The organism is Burkholderia sp. 22PA0099, from assembly GCF_047497165.1.
Classification (GTDB): Bacteria; Pseudomonadota; Gammaproteobacteria; order Burkholderiales; family Burkholderiaceae; genus Burkholderia.
The window spans coordinates 2,566,121-2,583,335 of the sequence record NZ_CP163164.1; the positions used below are offsets into that span (position 1 = coordinate 2,566,121).

The following is a 17,215-nucleotide window of genomic DNA, read 5'->3' on the forward strand; positions in this document are numbered from 1 at the left end:
CCTGTCGGGCGGCAGGCGGCGCGTGACGCGAATCGGTACGCGCGCGGGCAGGTGCCAGGCGCGGCGGCGCGGCTTACGCGGGCAGCGCCAGCGTCAGCGTGCGCCAGCGGCCATCGTTCGCATCGGCCGTGACCTGCGCGCCGGGCGTGACGACCGCGCGCGTTTCGCCGGCCGGCAGGCGCAGCGTGACGACGTCGAACGGGCGGCGGTAGGCGCCGCTCCAGCTCGCCTCGAGATGCAGCGCGCTGCCGTGCGCGCGGCTGGCGATGCGCCAGGTGCCGGTTTCGCCGCGTCGCCAGGCTTCGCTCTCGCCGTCGTCTTCCACGCATTCGCCGAACGCGGTGCCGTCGGCCGCGCGCGGCGCGAGCACGAAGCCGCGTGCGTCGGCGCGCGCGGCGAAGTGCTGTTCGGCGGTGTTCAGCGGCAGCACGTGGCCTTCGCGCAGCAACATCGGCGGCGGCCCGTCGAGCGGCGCGGGCAGCGTGACGGCCTGGCCGCCGTCGAACGCACGGCCGCTCTCGACGCACACCCAGCGCTCGCCGGCCGGCAGGTATACGCGCCGTTCGGTTTGCCCGGCGTCCACCACCGGCGCGGCCAGCAGCGCCTCGCCGATCATCATCTCGTCGTTCGCCTCGTGGCAGCGGCGGTCGTGCGGGAAGCGCGCCAGCGTTGGCGCGAGCACCGGTTCGTATTGGGTGGTCGACAGCCACAGCAGGTGATACAGGTACGGAATCAGCCGGTAGCGCAGCTTCAGCGCATCGGCGATCGCGGGCGTTGCTTCGGGGTACATCCACGGTTCGTTGACGCTGCCGTCGTCGTTCCACGAATGGATGCTGAAGCGCGGCATGAACACGCCGAACTGCACCCAGCGCGTCAGCAATTCGGGCTCGGGCGCGGGGCCGGAGAAGCCGCCGATGTCGTGGCCGGTGTTCGACACGCCCGACAGCGCGAGGCCGAGGCCCATGCGCAGGTTGTAGCGCAGGGTGTCCCACGACGTGTAGTTGTCGCCCGACCAGGTTTGCACGTAGCGCTGCATGCCCGCGCCGCCCGAGCGCGACACCAGGAACGGCCGCTGGTCCGGCGCGTAGGCGCGCTGCGCGTCGCGCGAGGCGCGCATCATCAGCATGGTCTGCAGCACCTTGGCGTCGCGCGCCGGGAAGCGCTGGCCGAAGCCGTGCGCGTAGGCGTCGGCGGTCCAGATCTCGAACTCGTTGTTGTCGTTCCAGGTGGCCGGGATGCCGTAGCGCAGCAGCGCGTCGGTCACGTGCTCGCGCCACCAGTCGATCGTCGCCGGGTTCGTGAAGTCGAGATACGCGCCCACTTCGTCCCAGAACTGCACCCAGGCCGGCTCGCCGTTCGCGTCGACGATCAGCAGGCCGCGTTGCTGCGCGTCCGCGAATTCGGGGTGATCGCGCAGCAGGCACGGCTTGATGTTCGGGCACAGGCGGATGCCGTGATCGAGGTAGTGCCGCACGAAGCCCTCGACGTCGGGGAATTTCTCGCGGTTCCAGTTGAACACGTAGCGCTTGCCGTCGATCGACGTATAGCCCGACGACAGATGGAACGAGTCGCAGAGAATATCGTGGCGCGCGCAACCATCGATGAATTCGTTCATGCGCTGCTGGGCGTCGGGCGCATCGGTGTAGGTCATCGTCGAGCCGGAGTAGCCGAGGCCCCATTTGGGCATCAGCGCCGGGCGGCCGGTCAGCCAGGTGAAGCGGCGCGTGGCGGCCAGCGGCGTGCCCGGCGAGGCGATGAAGTAGTAGTCCAGATCGCCGCGCGCGGCCACGAAATAGCGGTAGTGGCCGTGGTAGTTGTCGAGCTCGCGGCCCACGTCGAACGCGCAATCGGCCAGCGTGTCGTAGAACAGGCCGTAGCCGAGCGCGGCCTCGGGCTTCCAGGTGATCGCGAACGGGATGTGCTTGTAGAGCGGGTCCGTATGGCGCGCGCTGTAGCCCATCGCGTCGATGTTGACCATCTCGAAGCGCTGGCCCGAGCGGTCCAGCTCGCCGGCGCGCTCGCCGAGGCCGAGCACCATCTCGCCGCGCTCGCGCGCCGTGTAGTGATAGGTGCGCGCGTCCCACCAGCCAAAGTTGACGGCCTGCGTGGCGCGGTCGGCCAGCACCTGCCGCCACGCGCCTTCCGCGTCGCGCAGATGCCAGACGAAACGGCCGCCGGCCAGCGCGATCTCCACGCGCACCTGGGCGGTTTCGATCCGCACCTGCGCGTCGTCGGACGAGAACGCGTAGGCCGGCAGCGTGTAGCCGGACAGGTCGAGGCGGTCGCGGCCGGCCAGCGGCACGTCATCCGCGCCGGGCGCGATCGACCAGGTGGCGGCGTCCTGCGCGGCGCCGTCGGGCAGCACGCGCACGCGGACGATATCGTCTTCCAGCACGAACACGTCGATCGTCGCGCCGCCGTCGCCGGCGAGCGTGAGCCGGTTGCCGCCGTGCGCGGCCACCGAGAAGCGGGGAGGGTGAAGCATCGAAACCATGGGTCCTGTCCTCGAACGGGTGCAGTAATCGAATAGGGTGCCGGGCGCTTCAGGGCGAGGCTGTCGCGCGTTGCTCGCGCGACTGGCCGCGGATCAGCACGGCGAGCAGCGTCGCGCCGACGATGTCGAACACGCCGAGGCACGCGAACAGCGGCCCGTAGCCCACGCGGTCGGCCAGCGCGCCGACCACCAGCGAGAAGCCGAGCCCGCCGATCCAGGCCGCCATGCCGGCGAAGCCGCTCGCGGTGCCCACTTCCTCGGGGTCGAACACGTCGGCCGCCAGCGTGTTGACCAGCCCGGAAATCATCTGGTGCGCGAAGCCGCCGAGGCAGAACAGCGCGATGGCCTGATACGGCGACGCCACCAGGCCGATCGCGGCCGGGCCGATCATCATCAGCGCGCCGAGCGCGACGCCGGCCACGCGCGACCAGATCAGCGGCAGGCGGAAGCGGCGCATCAGGAACGGCGAGAGGTAGCCGCCGGCGATGCCGCCCAGGTCGGCGGCGAGAAACGGCATCCACGCGAACACGGCGATCTGCGCGAGATCCATCTTGCGCTCGGTGGCGAGATACAGAGGAATCCAGAACGAAAAGGTTTGCCAGGCCGGCTCCGCGAAGAAGCGCGGCAGCGCGATCGCCCAGAAGCGGCGCGAGGCGATCACGTCGCCGATGCGGCGGCGCTCGCGTGGCGGGAAGCGTGTCTGGCCGCCGCGGATCAGGTCGAGTTCGGCGGCGCCGATCAGCGCGTGCTGCGACGGCGAGCGGTAGAACGCATACCAGAGCGTGGCCCACACCAGCCCGAGCGCGCCGGTGGCGACGAACGCCGATTGCCAGCCGAAGCGCATCGACAGGAAGATCACCACGGGCGGCGCGAGCGCGGCGCCGAGCGAGGTGCCGGCATTGAAGTAGCCCACCGCCACCGATTTCTCGCGGTCGGGGAACCACTCGGCCACGGCTTTCATGCCGGCGGGAATCGCCGCTGCTTCGGTCAGGCCGAGCAGGCCGCGCAGCAGGCCGAGCGACAGCCAGCCCGAGGCGAAGCCGTGCGCCATGCCGACCAGCGACCACAGCCCGGCGAACAGCGCGAAGCCGAGCCGCAAGCCGAGGATGTCGACCACCAGCCCGCAGATCGGCTGCATGATCGTGTAACCGATCTGGAACGCCGCGACGATATACGAGTACTGCTGCGTGGTCAGCTCGAAGATGTGCTTGAGCTGCGGCGCGAGCACCGAGAGCGAATTGCGCGCCAGGTAATTCATGATCGTGCCGAGACTGACCAGCACGATGATCCACCAGCGCAGACCCTTGATCGTTTTCACTACCTTGTCTCCGTCCATATCGGTGCCGTTTCTGAAACGGCAGGTCGCGGTATCTGTGATCGGACAACTTAGCGCCAGAACAAGCGGCTGGAATTCGGCGGATTCGTGCGATGAAACCGTGATTCAGAGCCTGTCGACATTCGTTGTCGGATGACTGACTTCGCGTATGGATGGCATCGTATGTTCGCAAACGAGCAAGGTCAAGCGAAAACTTGGTTCGTACGAACATCGCGTGCGATGAACGAACAGGCGGGCGAAATGACGGGAACTCGACATCCATGGCGCGATGCAGATGCTCGCGCGCGGCGTGGTGGAGGTGGGGGGGCTGCGAAGCCTCGCCCGGGCGTCCGGGCGTCTGTCGAACACGAGGAATCAGACGCCGCGCATGTGAATCCGCGTCGGCCGTGTCGACAGCATGGCGGCGACGATGGCCGCCGGGGTCGGCATCGGGGGGATGCCGGAGGGCGTGGCGCGCGCGCCGGTCGCGGGCGCGCGCTTCGATAGTGTGACTAACGAACGAACGGACGCAGGCGCCCCTCAACGCGCCTCGCTGGCCGTCGCCACCCAGCGGTCGAACGTCGCCTTGTTCGCGGCGATCCATTGGTCGGCCAGCGTGTCGACGATCGACGACGCGCCATGCGACTGGCTGATCGCGAGCTCCCAGTTCGACCAGGTCGACGAGGGGAAGTGGATCTGCTCGACGAGCGCGCGCACCGGGGGATTCGCGGCGATGAACGCCTTGTTGGCCACTGCGGCGTAGTTCCAGGACGCCATCGCCATCCGGCACGGATTCGCCCCGCCTGCGCAGCCCGGCACGTCCTTCACGAGCGCCGATCCCGCGTTCGGAACGTTCGGCGGCAGCGCGTCGGCCGGCGTCGGCAGCCAGACCACGTCCTTGCCGGGCACCAGCTCGCTGGTGGTCCACGACGGGCTCCAGGCATAGAAGAACGCGGGTTCGCCGGCCTTGATCCTCGACACCACGTCGGCCATCAGCGCCTCGTACTTGCCGGTCACCGGCTTGACGGTCTGCCGCAGGCCGAATTTGTCCAACTGGTAGTTCACCACGTCGCCGCAGCTCCAGCCGGGGTCGCAACTGACCAGTTGCGCCTTGCCGCCGTTGCCGAACAGCGCGGCGATCTTCGGGTCCTTCATCTGCTCCAGGCTGGTGATGTCGTGCGCGAGCGCCGTCTTGCGGTCGATCAGGTAGCCGTTGATGCCGCCGCCGTCGATCTGTCCGTTGCCGACCCGCGCGGCGCGATCCTGGACCGCGCGAAAGCTCGGGTCGCTTTGCGGAAAGTTGACGTCCGTTTCCAGGTCGACATCGCCCTGCGCCACCGCCTGGAAGAACAGCACCGTGCCCATCGTCTTCAGTCCGACCTCGTAGCCCATCGCCTTGAGCGCCCGGATGGCGATCTGCACCGAGACATAGTTGGCCCCCAGGCCGTCGGTTTGCGCGTAATGGACGGTCTTGCCGGCGCCCGGCAGGCCGGCGGCCGACACGGTGCATGCGTTGGTCCACAGCGCGACGCACGCCAGGGCGGCCAGTGCCGGCTTCAGCATCTTCATGATCGATCTCCTTGTCTTTCTGGTTAGGGTGTAGGGCTCGCCGGCTCGCCGTGTGGGCGCCGGTTCGTTGTCGTGCCTGATGCCGGAATGCGCCGCGCCCTCATCGGGCCGGCACGCTCGCGTCGGACGCCCACGACGGCAATCCGTCCGCCTTGGTCTTGATCACCTTGGTCACCACGTAAGTGAAGTAACGCTCGATGCCGAGTTGCGCACCGAGCAGGTCATCGATGAACTGCTGGTAATGCGCGATGTCGCGCGACAGCACCTGCATCACATAATCGACGCCGCCGCCGGTGGCCAGGCATTCGACCACCTCGGGCGCCGCCGCGACCCGCTCCTCGAAGCGGCGCATGTCCTGGGCGGTATGCCGCGCAAGCGTCACCTCGACCACCACGCGGCTGCCGGTGAACGCGCCGGCCCAATCCACTTCCGCCCGATAGCCGCGGATCAGGCCCTGCGCCTCCAGCCGCCTGACGCGCTCCCAGGCCGGCGAAATCGACAGGTTCACCTCCTGCGCGAGCCGCGATTTCGTGATGCGCCCTTCGGTCGAGAGGATGCGCAGGATCGCGATGTCGTAGCGATCGAGTTTGATGCGCGCGCCGCCCGGTCTTGCCTGCTCGCTCTTCATGCTGTCCCCCGTCGTCGATTGGATGAACCACGTTAGGGGATGCCAAAAAAGCGTGCTTCCTCCGAAACGAGGAAAACCGGGCGCGGCGCTCCGTCATTCGCGAGCAGTCCTGCGCGTCGTGCGGGTTTACCTGGCGCCGGCCGCGACACGATCGGCAACCTGGTCCACCGCCTGCTTCACCGTCGCGACGATCTCGTCGGCCTCGGCACGCGTCATCACCAGCGGCGGTGCGAAGCCCAGGATGTCGCCGTGCGGCATGGCGCGCGCGATCACGCCGCGTTCGAGCGCCGCCGCCGAGACTTGCGCGCCGATCTTCAACGCCGGATCGAAGGGCAGGCGCGCCTCCTTGTCCGCCATGAATTCGAGCGCCGCCAGCATGCCCACGCTGCGCACCTCGCCGACCATCGGATGCGTGTCGAAGCTTTCGCGCAGGCGCTCGCCGAAATAGCGGCCGACCTGCGCCGCGTTGCCGGCGAGATTCTCGCGTTCGAGGATGTCGAGGTTGGCCAGCGCGGCGGCGGCGCAGACGGGATGTCCCGAATAGGTCCAGCCGTGCCCCATCGGGCCATGCTCGCGCGAGCCGCGCGCGATCACGTCCCACACGCGTTCGCCCACGATCACGCCGGACAGCGGCGCATAGGCGCTCGTCAGGCCCTTCGCGACGGTGATCAGGTCGGGCTCGATGCCGTAATGCTGGGCGCCCATCTTCGAGCCGAGGCGGCCAAAGCCGCACACGACCTCGTCGGAGATCAGCAGGATGTCGTGGCGGCGCAGCACCTGCTGAATCGCGGCCCAGTAGCCCGCCGGCGGCGCGATGATGCCGCCGGTGCCCATCACCGGCTCGGCGATGAACGCGGCGATGGTGTCCGCGCCCTCGCGGGCGATCAGTTGCTCCAGTTCCTCGACGCAATATGCGACGAACCGGGCCTCGTCCATGCCGGCCGGCGCCTTGCGATACCAGTGCGGGCAGACGGTGTGTTTGACGCGATCGATCGGCAGATCGAAATGCTGGTGAAAACTCGGCAGGCCCGTGAGGCTGCCCGTCACGATGCCCGAGCCGTGATACCCGCGTTCGCGCGAGATGATTTTCTTCTTGTTCGGCCGTCCCAGCACGTTGTTGTAGTACCAGACGAGCTTGACCTGGGTTTCGTTCGCATCGGAGCCGGACATGCCGTAATAAACCTTCTTCATGCCCGGCGGCGACCAATCGATGATGCGCGCCGACAGCGCGATAATCGCGTCCGAGGAATGGCCGACGTAGGTGTGGTAATAGGCCAGCTCCCTGGCCTGGGCATGCATCGCGTCGGCCACCTCGGTGCGTCCGTAGCCGATGTTCACGCAGTAGAGCCCCGCGAACGCGTCGATGTATTCGCGGCCCTGGTGGTCCTGGATGCGGATGCCCTTGCCGCCGCGAATGATCTTGCCCGGCAGGGCGCCGGACGCATGATCGTAGGCGTGGGTGGACGGGTGCATGAAATGTTCGCGGTCCTGATCGAACAGCGTATCGAGCGGTTGAGTCATGGCGTCTCCTGGCGTGCTTGCGTCAAGCCATCGGCGTCACGGGCAGGCCGAGATCGCCGAGGCAGAAATATTTGGTTTCGGTGAACGGTTCGAAGCCCTCGCTGCCGCCTTCGCGGCCGAGCCCCGACGCCTTCATGCCGCCGAACGGCACCGGCGCGCCGGTGAAGCTCGAGCCGTTGACCGAGATCATCGCGAAATCGAGCCGGCGCACCAGTTGGAAGATCAGGTCGGCGCGGGTCGCGCACACATAGGCGGCCAGGCCGTATTCGGTGTCGTTGGCTGCCGCGATCACCTCGTCGAGCGTGTCGAAGGCGCTGACGGCCGAGATCGGCGCGAAGTTTTCCTCGTCGACCACGCGCATGCCGGGCCGCGCATCGGCGATCACGGTGGGCGCGAAGAACCAGCCGCCCAGCGCATGCGGGCCGCCGCCCGCCAGGATGCGCGCGCCTTTCTCGCGCGCGTCGGCCACGCGCGCGACGGTGGCATCGAACGCGGCCTGGTGCATCAGCGGCCCGATCTGCGCGCCCGGTTCGAACGCCGGCCCCGCTTTCAGGCCCCGCACGGCTGCGGCATAACGGTTGAGAAAGGCTTCATAGAGCGGCCGCGCGACATAGATGCGATTCGCCGCGCAGCAATCCTGCCCGGAGGTCTGGAACTTGGCCGCCACCGCCACGGCCACCGCCTGTTCGAGTTCGGCGCAGGCGGTGACGATGAACGGCGCGTTGCCGCCCAGTTCGAGCGCCACCTTCTTGATGCCGGCGGCGGCGGCGACCTGCATCACCAGCCCGCCCACGCGCGTCGATCCGGTGAAGCTGACCGCGCGCACGCGGGTATCCGACACCAGCGTTTCCATCGCCATCTGCGGCTCGCCGATCACCACGTTGAACACGCCGGGCGGAAAGCCGGCCTGCTCGGCGAAATGCGCCAGCGCGAGCGCGGAAAACGGCGTTTCGTGAGCAGGCTTCACGACCGTCGTGCAACCGATCGCGATCGCGGCCGCCGCCTTGCGCGTGATCATCGCCATCGGGAAATTCCACGGCGTGATCAGCGCGGCTACGCCGACCGGTTCGGCGATAGTGCCCAGATGGGCGCCGTCGATATGGGATGCGATGGTGCGGCCGGCCGGGCGCTTCGCCTCGTTGGCGAACCATTCGACGAAGCTCGCGCCGTAGCGCAATTCGCCTTGCGCCTGCGCGAACGGCTTGCCCTGTTCGAGCGCCAGCAGGGCCGCGAGATCGTCGAGATGGCGGATCAGCAGCGCATGCCAGCGCAGCAGCAGCGCGCTGCGTTGCGCCTGGGGCACCCAGCGCCAGCGTTCGAACGCGCGTTGCGCCGCATCGATCGCGGCCGTGATCTGCGCGCGATCGAGCATCGGCACCTGGCCGATGACGGATTGGTCCGCGGGGTTGCGTACGTCGAGCGTCGCGCCGCTGTCGCTGGAAATCCAGCGGCCGTCGACATGGCATTGCGAGCGGATCGGGACCGGATGTCCGGTGAGCATGAAATCGACTCCATGGGGAACGGAATGACGATCACTATGCCCCCGCACGCGCCCCGGAAATTTCGGTTTCGGGGCGCCAGGCTTGCGGATTTTTCTGCTTGTGGTGGCGTTCGAGGAAAGAATCTTGCCCCGATCGGGCCGGGGTTAAGCCGCGCGCCCCGTCACCAGCCGGATGCGGGTGATTTCCGACGGCGCGCCGAAGCGTTTCGGCGGCCCCCAGTAGCCGGTGCCGCGGCTGGTATAGACCCACATGCCCTTGAGCCGGGCGAGGCCGGCCACGAACGGCTGCTGCAGCGGCACGAAGAAGTTCCACGGGAAGAACTGCCCGCCGTGCGTATGCCCCGACAGTTGCAGCGTGAAGCCGGCCTCGGCCGCCGCGTTCGCGGTGCGCGGCTGGTGCGCGAGCAGCACGCGCCACGGCACGTCGGCGGGCGCGCCGGCCAGCGCACCGGCCGGATCGCTGCGCTGCGCCGGATCGAACTGGCCGGCCGAGTAGTCGGTCACGCCGGCCAGCACCAGCCGGCCGCCGTCGTGCTCCAGCGTGCGGTGCTCGTTCATCAGCACGGTCAGGCCGATGCGGCGGAATTCGGCCACCCACGCGTCGGCGCCCGAATAGTATTCGTGGTTGCCGGTCACGAGGAACGCGCCGTGCCGCGCGCGCAACTGGCCGAGCGGCGCGGTATGGGGCGAGAGCCGCGCCACGCTGCCGTCGATGATGTCGCCCGTCACCGCGATCGCGTCCGGCCGAAGGCCGTTCACCGCATTGACGATCGCTTCGACGTAGCCGCGCTTGATGGTCGGGCCGACGTGCACGTCGCTGATCTGCACGATCGTGAAGCCGTCGAGCGCGGCGGGCAGGCCGTCGATCGGCACCGCCACCTCCACCACGCGTGCGAGGCGGCGCGCGTTGAGGAAGCCGATCGCGCTGGCGGCCAGCGCCAGCAGCGGCACGGCCAGCGCCGTCGCCGCGCGCCAATCGGCGAGCCGCACCACGTCCGGCGCGACCGCATCGACGCCCGCCAGCACGAGCAGCAACACGTCGCGCAGCAGCGTCAGCACCAGCAGCGACGAAAAGAAGCCCATTTCGAGCAGGCCGACCCAGGCCACGCGGTCGCCGAGCGGCTGGCGCTCGAACGTGCGCGACAGCATGCCGAGCGGAATCACGAAGCACGAGGCGATCAGCCACAGCACGGCCGCGACGCGCGCGGCGTTCGACGAGAAATCGGGAATCAACCGGAGGCCGACATAGACGTGGAACAGCACGCCGAAGGTCGTCATCCGCAACAGGAAGGCGGGGATGCGTCGCATGATCGGGACAACTGAAGTGGGGTGGGGCGGTGGAGGGGCGGCGTGCGCGATGTTCGCAAACGAACTTCGGCCAATGCCGCCTCGGCGCATCGCACGCGACCAGGGCGGCGAGGGCGAGGGCGGCATCGGCCTCGCGCTTATTCGATGCGGGCGGCCTCGTCGAACGCGAAGCGCGGGCTGCGCGGGAACAGGCCCGCCGGGTCGCCGTAGCCGAGGTTGATCAGGAAGTTCGCCTTGACCTGCGTGCCGGCGAAGAACGCGGCTTCGACCTTGCCCGCGTCGAAGCCGGACATCGGGCCGGCGTCGAGTCCGAGCGCACGCGCGGCGAGGATCAGGTACGCGCCTTGCAGCGACGCGTTGCGGAACGCGGTGGCCTCGATCAGCGCGTCGTTGCCGGCGAACCAGCTGCGCGCGTCGGCGTGCGGGAACAGCTTCGGCAGGTGTTCGTAGAAGGCCATGTCCATGCCGACGATCGCCGTGACGGGCGCGGCCATGGTCTTGTCGAGGTTGCCTTCGGCCAGCGCCGGCTTGAGCTTGGCCTTCGCCTCGGGCGACTTCACGAACACGAAACGTGCCGGGCTGGCGTTGGCCGAGGTCGGCCCCCACAGGGTCAGTTCGACGAGCTGGCGCAGCAGCGCGTCGTCGACGGGCTTCGGCTGCCAGGCATTGTGCGTGCGGGCGGTGCGGAACAGTTGATCGAGAGCGGAATCGGAGAGCGTCATGGATCGATCCGTATAGAGAGGGGCGGTGGCCCGGTTGACAGGAGGTAAGGCGACGACGAGCGCTGCAACGTTGCCGCGGGGCGAAAGTCGCGCGAAAGGAAAAAGTACGAAAGAAAGCGCAAGCCCGCATGATGCGCCGGCCTTGCGGCGCCCGTACCATGCCGCGATGATAGCCGGATGTGAGGATTTCTACCGACGATGGACGATCTGTTCGACACGCTGCCGGCCCCCGATGTGGACTGGCACCCCGACTGGCTGCCGCGCGAGCGGGCCGACCTGCTGCTCGCGCACCTGCGCGCCGAGGTCGACTGGAAGCAGGAGTCGATCCGCACCCCGCGCGGGCCGGTGCCGATGCCGCGGCTCACGGCTTGGCAGGGCGAGCCCGATGCCGTCTACGTTTACTCCGGGCTGCGCAATATCCCTGCCCCGTGGACGCCCGCCGTCGCCGAATTGCGCGCACTGGCCGAGGCCGCCTGCGCGACGCGTTTCAACAGCGTGCTGCTGAACCGCTACCGCTCGGGCGCGGACGGCATGGGCTGGCACAGCGACAACGAGCCGGAACTCGGCGAGGCCCCGGTGATCGCGTCGGTCAGCCTGGGCGTGGCGCGCATGTTCGACCTGCGGCATCGCGACACCGGCGTGGTGCGCGCCTATCGCCTCGCGCACGGCAGCCTGCTCGTGATGCACGGCGCGACCCAGCGCGACTGGACCCACCGGCTCGCGAAAGCGCCGGCCGTGCAGGGCGAGCGCATCAACCTGACGTTCCGCTTCGTCACGCCGCGCCGCGCGCGCTGACGGCTGGCTGGCAGCGCCGTCATCCTGGCGTCAGCCGTGCGCCCCGCGCGGGCCGGTATCGTGGCCGATTTTGCCGCCGCTGCCGGCGGCCGGCACCCCCGGTTCGCGCGACGGCGCGCACGATTGCGCCGAACGCGCGAGAATGCTGCACCGTCGCCGCGCGAGCCGATTCCGGCACCGGCGCGGCTTTTCCCGGAACACCACGAGGATTTCATGAAGACACGGATCAGCATCGCCCTGGCCGCCGTGGCCCTGAGCATCGGACTGACGAGCCAGGCGGCCGAACCGCCGCCGCCCACGCTGAACGCCGCGCAGATCGCGCGCGTGCAGGCCGCCCCCGCGATCGTCGAAGGCGCGAGCGGCGCGCAGGTCAAATCGACGGTCTATGTGTTCATGGATCCGAACTGCATCTACTGCCACCTGATGTGGCGCGCGCTGCGGCCCTACGAGGCGGCCGGCCTGCAGGTCCGCTGGATTCCGCTGGCGTTCCTGAAGCCCGATTCGACCGGCAAGGCCGCCGCGCTGCTCAAGGCGCCCGACGGCGCCGCGCTGCTGAACACGCTCGAGACGCGCTACTCGGAGAAGGACGAATCGGGCGGCATCGCACCGCTGCCGGTGGTGCCGGCCGACGCGAAGGCCAAACTCGATGCGAACGCAACGATGTTCCGCGAACTCGGTTTCGACGGCACGCCCACCGTGATCTACCGCGACAAGACCGGCAAGTGGATCGGCCTGAACGGCCTGCCGCACCTGAGCGCGCTGCCGGCCATCACGAACCTGGCCGAGCAGCCGATCAACGATCCGGAACTGCAACGCTATCGTTGAGCCGGCGTGCGCCGCGCCGGGTTGGCAGCCTCAGGCCCGGTGCGGTGCGCGCGAGCATCGGCCGTTGTCGGGCAACCGGCAGCGGCCGATGTTCAGTCATCCCGACCACGCAACCATTCTCACCGCGCAGGCAGCGAGCGTCATATCGCTCATTGCACGGCCGTCACCGGCACCTTGGTCAGCCGCATCAGCCGGTCGTGCAGGCCGAAACCGAGCAATCGCACCAACCAGTGCAGCGGATTGCGGCGCGGCGCCGTGACGACGATCTCGTCGCAGCCGTGTTCGAGCGCGCAACGCGCAATCGCATCGGCCGTCGCGCCGAAGCGCATCGTCACCGAATGCAGTACGCCCGCGTCGCGCAGGATCGCGATCGCCTCGGCCAGGTCGTGGGTGGCCGCCGCGCGGCCGATCTGATCGAGTTCCCGATGGGTATGAAACGCGTCGCCGCGCGCGCCGCCGAGCGGCGGCTGCACGTTGACGAGCAGCACCTCCGACACGCAGCGCTCGCGATACAGGAACGCGGCGTGACGCACGGCTTGCAGGGCGCGCGGGGAATGACCGACGGGAACGAGCAGTTTCAGCATGGCGGCGAAGGATCGGAAGCGATGCCCGCAGCGTAGGCGCATCGCGATACCGATCGTGTAAAGACTGCGGCGGCGTGCATAAAAATCGCATCAACGCCGGCCGCGCACGCGCGTTGCGCCGCAACGCCACGGTGAATGAAAAATCTAAAATTTTATGTTTATGCGCATAAATGACATACGACACGATTATTGAGCATGGGGAGAGAGCGCCAGGATTATTGCAATCGTGATGCATAATTGGCGACAATTCATTGGGTATCGCAATGGATTATGCGAGAAAAATCCGGAATTGATGACAAAATCGCGCAGTCATGCCCGTCTTGGCTCCCTATAATTGTTGGCATTCTTCGAAGTGCCCGCCATCGGGCCGGCTTCCCCCCTCGTCCGTTTCAGGAGTGCCGCATGAACACCCCCGCTTCTCCCTCGTCTTCCCTTTCCCTTGATCCGATCGTCGCGCTGCCCGCGCATGCGCTGTCCGACGCGATCCGCAGCAAGCAGCTCTCGTGCGTCGAGACGATGCGCGCCTACCTCGACCACATCGAGCGCGTGAACGGCCGCGTCAACGCGATCGTCGCGCTGCGCGAGCGCGCCGTGCTGCTGGCCGAGGCCGCCGAGAAGGACGCGGCGCTCGCGCGCGGCGAGTGGCAGGGCTGGATGCACGGCATGCCGCAGGCGCCCAAGGATCTCGCGCTGACCCAGGGCCTCGTCACGACGATGGGCTCGCCGATCTTCCGCGATTTCGTGCCCAATGTGGATTCGCTCTCGGTGGCCCGCGTGCGTGCGGCCGGTGCGATCTTCATCGGCAAGACCAACACGCCCGAGTTCGGGCTCGGCTCGCACACGTTCAACGAGGTGTACGGCGCCACGCGCAACCCGCACGATCTCGGCAAGAGCGCGGGCGGCAGCAGCGGCGGCGCGGCGGCGGCGCTGGCCGCGCGCATGCTGCCGGTGGCCGACGGCAGCGATTTCGGCGGCTCGCTGCGCAACCCGGCCGCGTTCTGCAACGTGCTCGGCTTCCGGCCGTCGGCGGGGCGCGTGCCGCGCTGGCCGGCCGCCGACGTGTTCTACCAGCAGTTCAGCACCGAAGGGCCGATGGGCCGCACCGTCACCGATCTCGCGCAGTTGCTCGCGATCCAGGCCGGCCGCGATGCGCGCGACGCGCAATCGCTCGACGACGATCCCGCGCGCTTCACGCAACCGCTCGATGCCGATCTGCGCGGCAAGCGGATCGCCTGGGTGGGCGACTGGAACGGCTACCTCGCGATGGAACCGGGCCTGCTCGCGTTGGGCGAGCAGGCGCTCGGCACGCTGCGCACGATCGGCTGCGAGGTCGATGCGGCGTTGCCGGCGTTCGAGCCTGCGCGCATCTGGCAGGTCTGGCTTGCGCACCGGCACCTGATGTCGGGCGGGGCGGCGCTCGTGCATTACCGCGACCGGGCGCGGCGTGCGCTGCTCAAGCCCGAGGCCGTGTTCGAGGTCGAGGGCATGCTGGCGATGACGGCGGAGAACGTCGTGGAGGCCAGCGCCGCGCGCTCCGCGTGGTATCAGGCCCTGCTGGAGATGTTCGAGCGCTACGACTTCATCGCCGCGCCCACCGCGCAGGTGTTCCCGTTCGACGTCGAGGCGCGCTGGCCCGCCACCATCGACGGGCGCGCGATGGACAGCTATCACCGCTGGATGGAAACCGTCACGCCGTGGACGCTCGCAGGCAGCCCGGTCGTCAACGTACCGGCGGGCTTCAACGCGGCGGGCTTGCCGACCGGCATTCAACTGATCGGCCGGCCGCGCGACGATTTCGGCGTGCTGCAACTCGCGCAGGCTTATCAGCAGGCCGGCGATTGGGTGGCGCGGCGCTTGCCGTCGATGTTCGCGGGTTGAGAGGCGGACGGGCGGCCTGCCGATGGGCACCCGGCCCGGTTTGTTTCGCTTCGGGAAAAAATCGGCCTGGTCCGTTCAGCTTCCCGGCAACTCGTTTCGAGATGTATCGGCGATTGCACCGGCCTTGCGGCAGCGCGGACAATTTCCCCCATGAAAGCGCTGAAACACGCACACAAGGTTCGGTCGATCGCGAAGACGCATGCGCGAACGGCCTTCATGGCGGCGGCCGGTTTTGCCGCCGGCGCGGTCGCGCATGCCCAGCAGACGCACGGCCCGGGACGCGCTGCGGCTCCCGCTGCCGCGCAATACGCGCAATACCAATACGCCGCCGTTCAGGATCGTGATCGTGGCGACGCGCCGGTCTCTCCGTCGTCCTCGCCCTCTCCCTCCGCCAACTGGCACGACTATGTCGATGCGAACCGCCGTGTGCTGGCGGGGCAGGCCGATCTGGCCGCGGCGATGGGGCTGTCCGGCGCGGCCGGGCAGGCGGCCGGCGCCGCCGGCAGGCTCGGCGCCGACGATGGCGCGGCCGAGCCGGTGTCGGCCACCGCGCTGACGCAGATCGGCGGCGCGCAGCAATCGGTGGCGCAGGCGTTGTCGCAGGCGTTCGCCTCGGCGCCGCCGGCCGGCATCGATCGCGACACGTTCCGCACCGGCCTTGCCTCGCTCGGCGAGGGCCTGCAACGCTTCGAGGCCTTGCCGCAAGGCGACGGCCATGCGCAGGCGGTCGACGCCACTGCCTCGCGCTTCGCCGAACACGCCCCCGACCAGATCGACGCCGCCACCACGACGCTCCATGACGCGGTGCACTACGCGTCGGCGCACGGCATCGACGTGCCGCCGGCCGCCACGCTGGCGCTGCGCCGCGTGACGCGCTGATTGCCGGGCCATGTTGCACGGCACCACGGCAACCACGACGGGCCGCGCATGCCACGCGGCCCGCGGTGTTTTTCGGGCGCCGGATGCCACGCAGTGCTAAGGTAACGCGCAGCCGCCGACGGCTCCCTCTCCCAACGGATTCCTCCAGCATGTACAACGATCTCGATCTCCCGATCTACCTCGAACGCATCGGCTATCGCGGCAGGGTGGAGCCGACGCTCGACGCGCTGCGGCAACTGCATCTGCTGCATCCGCGCGCGATCCCGTTCGAGAATCTCGATCCGCTGATCGGGCTGCCGGTGCGGCTCGACATGATGTCGTTGGCGTCCAAGCTCGTGACGCGCCGTCGCGGCGGCTACTGCTTCGAGCAGAACCGGTTGTTCCACGCGGTGCTGCGGCAGTTCGGGTTTCGCGTCACGCCGCTGATCGCGCGCGTGCGCTGGCAGCAGACCACCGATGTGGCGACGCCGCAAACCCACAAGCTGCTGCGCGTCGATCTCGATGGCGAAAGCTGGAATGTGGACGTGGGTTTCGGCGCCGTGACGCAAACCGCGCCATTGGCCGCCACGCCCGGCCGCGTGCAGCGCACGCCGCATGGCGACTACCGGATGGTGGTCGCGCCGGTGCCGGGCGAGTTCGATCTCGAATTCAGGACGACGAAGCGTTGGGAGAGCGTCTACCGGTTCGGCACGCGGCGCGTCGAGCGCGTCGATATCGACGTGGCGAACTGGTACACGTCCACCCATCCCGATTCGAAGTTCGTCAACGACCTGATCGTCAGCCGCGTGCTGCCCGACGGGCGCGCTGCCTTGCTCAACGACGTGCTCACGCTGCGCGACGCGCACGGGGAGGCCACGAGCGAGCGCCTTGCCGATCCGGCCGCCTGGGCGGCGTGCCTCGACGAGCGCTTCGACATCGATCTCGACGGCTTCGACGTCGAAGGCTTGTTCGCGCGTGTCCAGGCGCGCAGCGCGGCGCTCGATGCGCTCGCGCAGGCGCAGGCCACGCGCTGATCCTGGCGGCGCTGAGGCTCGGCTCGGGTAGTGGCCGAAAACGGCTGCTATAAGGCGGCAATATCGATGCGCTCGCGCAGGCTACGTGCTGATCCTGGCGGCGCTGAGGTGCGGCTCGGGTAGTGGCCTTATAGCAGCCGAAAAGCGGCCGCTATAAGGCGGCAGTCAAGGCAGCAACAACTA

14 protein-coding genes are annotated in these 17,215 nt (G+C 68.6%); 5 read left to right on the plus strand and 9 right to left on the minus strand.

The genetic code is table 11. The annotated features are described in order from the left end of the window. Positions 1 to 73: 73 nt before the first annotated feature. From AB4851_RS11420 to AB4851_RS11455, 8 genes are all read right to left on the minus strand, one after another. On the minus strand, positions 74 to 2,494 hold the full coding sequence (locus AB4851_RS11420; RefSeq protein WP_414447288.1) for a TIM-barrel domain-containing protein: 2,421 nt from the start codon (positions 2,492 to 2,494) through the stop codon (positions 74 to 76). A 49-nt stretch (positions 2,495 to 2,543) separates the two neighbouring features. Next, positions 2,544 to 3,812 carry an MFS transporter gene (locus tag AB4851_RS11425; RefSeq protein WP_414447289.1) on the minus strand — a complete coding sequence of 423 codons (1,269 nt, stop codon included), beginning with the start codon at positions 3,810 to 3,812 and terminating at the stop codon, positions 2,544 to 2,546. Between the two features lie 537 nt (positions 3,813 to 4,349). After that, entirely contained in the window at positions 4,350 to 5,378 is a 1,029-nt protein-coding gene (proX, locus tag AB4851_RS11430) for a glycine betaine/L-proline ABC transporter substrate-binding protein ProX (protein ID WP_414447290.1), read from the minus strand. A gap of 100 nt (positions 5,379 to 5,478) precedes the next feature. Then, a complete protein-coding gene (locus AB4851_RS11435) occupies positions 5,479 to 6,006 on the minus strand; it encodes an Lrp/AsnC family transcriptional regulator (protein WP_414447291.1) in 528 nt (175 codons plus the stop codon). Between the two features lie 126 nt (positions 6,007 to 6,132). Continuing rightward, complete coding sequence (locus AB4851_RS11440) at positions 6,133 to 7,527, minus strand: aspartate aminotransferase family protein (RefSeq protein WP_414447292.1); 1,395 nt, start codon at positions 7,525 to 7,527, stop codon at positions 6,133 to 6,135. Between the two features lie 22 nt (positions 7,528 to 7,549). Beyond that, complete coding sequence (locus AB4851_RS11445; RefSeq protein WP_414447293.1) at positions 7,550 to 9,028, minus strand: NAD-dependent succinate-semialdehyde dehydrogenase; 1,479 nt, start codon at positions 9,026 to 9,028, stop codon at positions 7,550 to 7,552. A gap of 144 nt (positions 9,029 to 9,172) precedes the next feature. Continuing rightward, complete coding sequence (locus AB4851_RS11450; RefSeq protein WP_414447294.1) at positions 9,173 to 10,336, minus strand: metallophosphoesterase; 1,164 nt, start codon at positions 10,334 to 10,336, stop codon at positions 9,173 to 9,175. A gap of 137 nt (positions 10,337 to 10,473) precedes the next feature. Further along, positions 10,474 to 11,058, minus strand: coding sequence for a malonic semialdehyde reductase (locus AB4851_RS11455; protein WP_414439535.1), 585 nt, complete (start codon positions 11,056 to 11,058; stop codon positions 10,474 to 10,476). 198 nt (positions 11,059 to 11,256) lie between these two features. Here AB4851_RS11455 and AB4851_RS11460 point away from each other — a divergent pair, with 198 nt between their 5' ends. Together AB4851_RS11460 and AB4851_RS11465 are read left to right on the plus strand one after the other, a co-directional pair. Further along, positions 11,257 to 11,853: an alpha-ketoglutarate-dependent dioxygenase AlkB family protein gene (locus AB4851_RS11460; protein WP_414447295.1), complete on the plus strand. Its 597-nt coding sequence runs from the start codon at positions 11,257 to 11,259 to the stop codon at positions 11,851 to 11,853. A gap of 213 nt (positions 11,854 to 12,066) precedes the next feature. Further along, positions 12,067 to 12,678 carry a thioredoxin fold domain-containing protein gene (locus tag AB4851_RS11465; protein WP_414447296.1) on the plus strand — a complete coding sequence of 204 codons (612 nt, stop codon included), beginning with the start codon at positions 12,067 to 12,069 and terminating at the stop codon, positions 12,676 to 12,678. 149 nt (positions 12,679 to 12,827) lie between these two features. On the opposite strand, the gene AB4851_RS11470 is transcribed toward AB4851_RS11465, so the two are convergent. Next, the gene (locus AB4851_RS11470; RefSeq protein ID WP_414447297.1) at positions 12,828 to 13,262 is read right to left on the minus strand and encodes a universal stress protein; all 435 of its coding nucleotides are present in this window, start codon (positions 13,260 to 13,262) and stop codon (positions 12,828 to 12,830) included. Between the two features lie 402 nt (positions 13,263 to 13,664). Between AB4851_RS11470 and AB4851_RS11475 the strand changes: the two genes are divergently transcribed. The 3 genes from AB4851_RS11475 (at position 13,665) to AB4851_RS11485 (ending at position 17,032) form a co-directional block, all read left to right on the plus strand. Continuing rightward, entirely contained in the window at positions 13,665 to 15,140 is a 1,476-nt protein-coding gene (locus AB4851_RS11475) for an amidase (protein WP_414447298.1), read from the plus strand. Positions 15,141 to 15,290: 150 nt separating this feature from the next. Then, positions 15,291 to 16,019: a hypothetical protein gene (locus AB4851_RS11480; RefSeq protein WP_414447299.1), complete on the plus strand. Its 729-nt coding sequence runs from the start codon at positions 15,291 to 15,293 to the stop codon at positions 16,017 to 16,019. 149 nt (positions 16,020 to 16,168) lie between these two features. Beyond that, on the plus strand, positions 16,169 to 17,032 hold the full coding sequence (locus AB4851_RS11485) for an arylamine N-acetyltransferase family protein (RefSeq protein ID WP_414447300.1): 864 nt from the start codon (positions 16,169 to 16,171) through the stop codon (positions 17,030 to 17,032). Positions 17,033 to 17,215 lie beyond the last annotated feature (183 nt).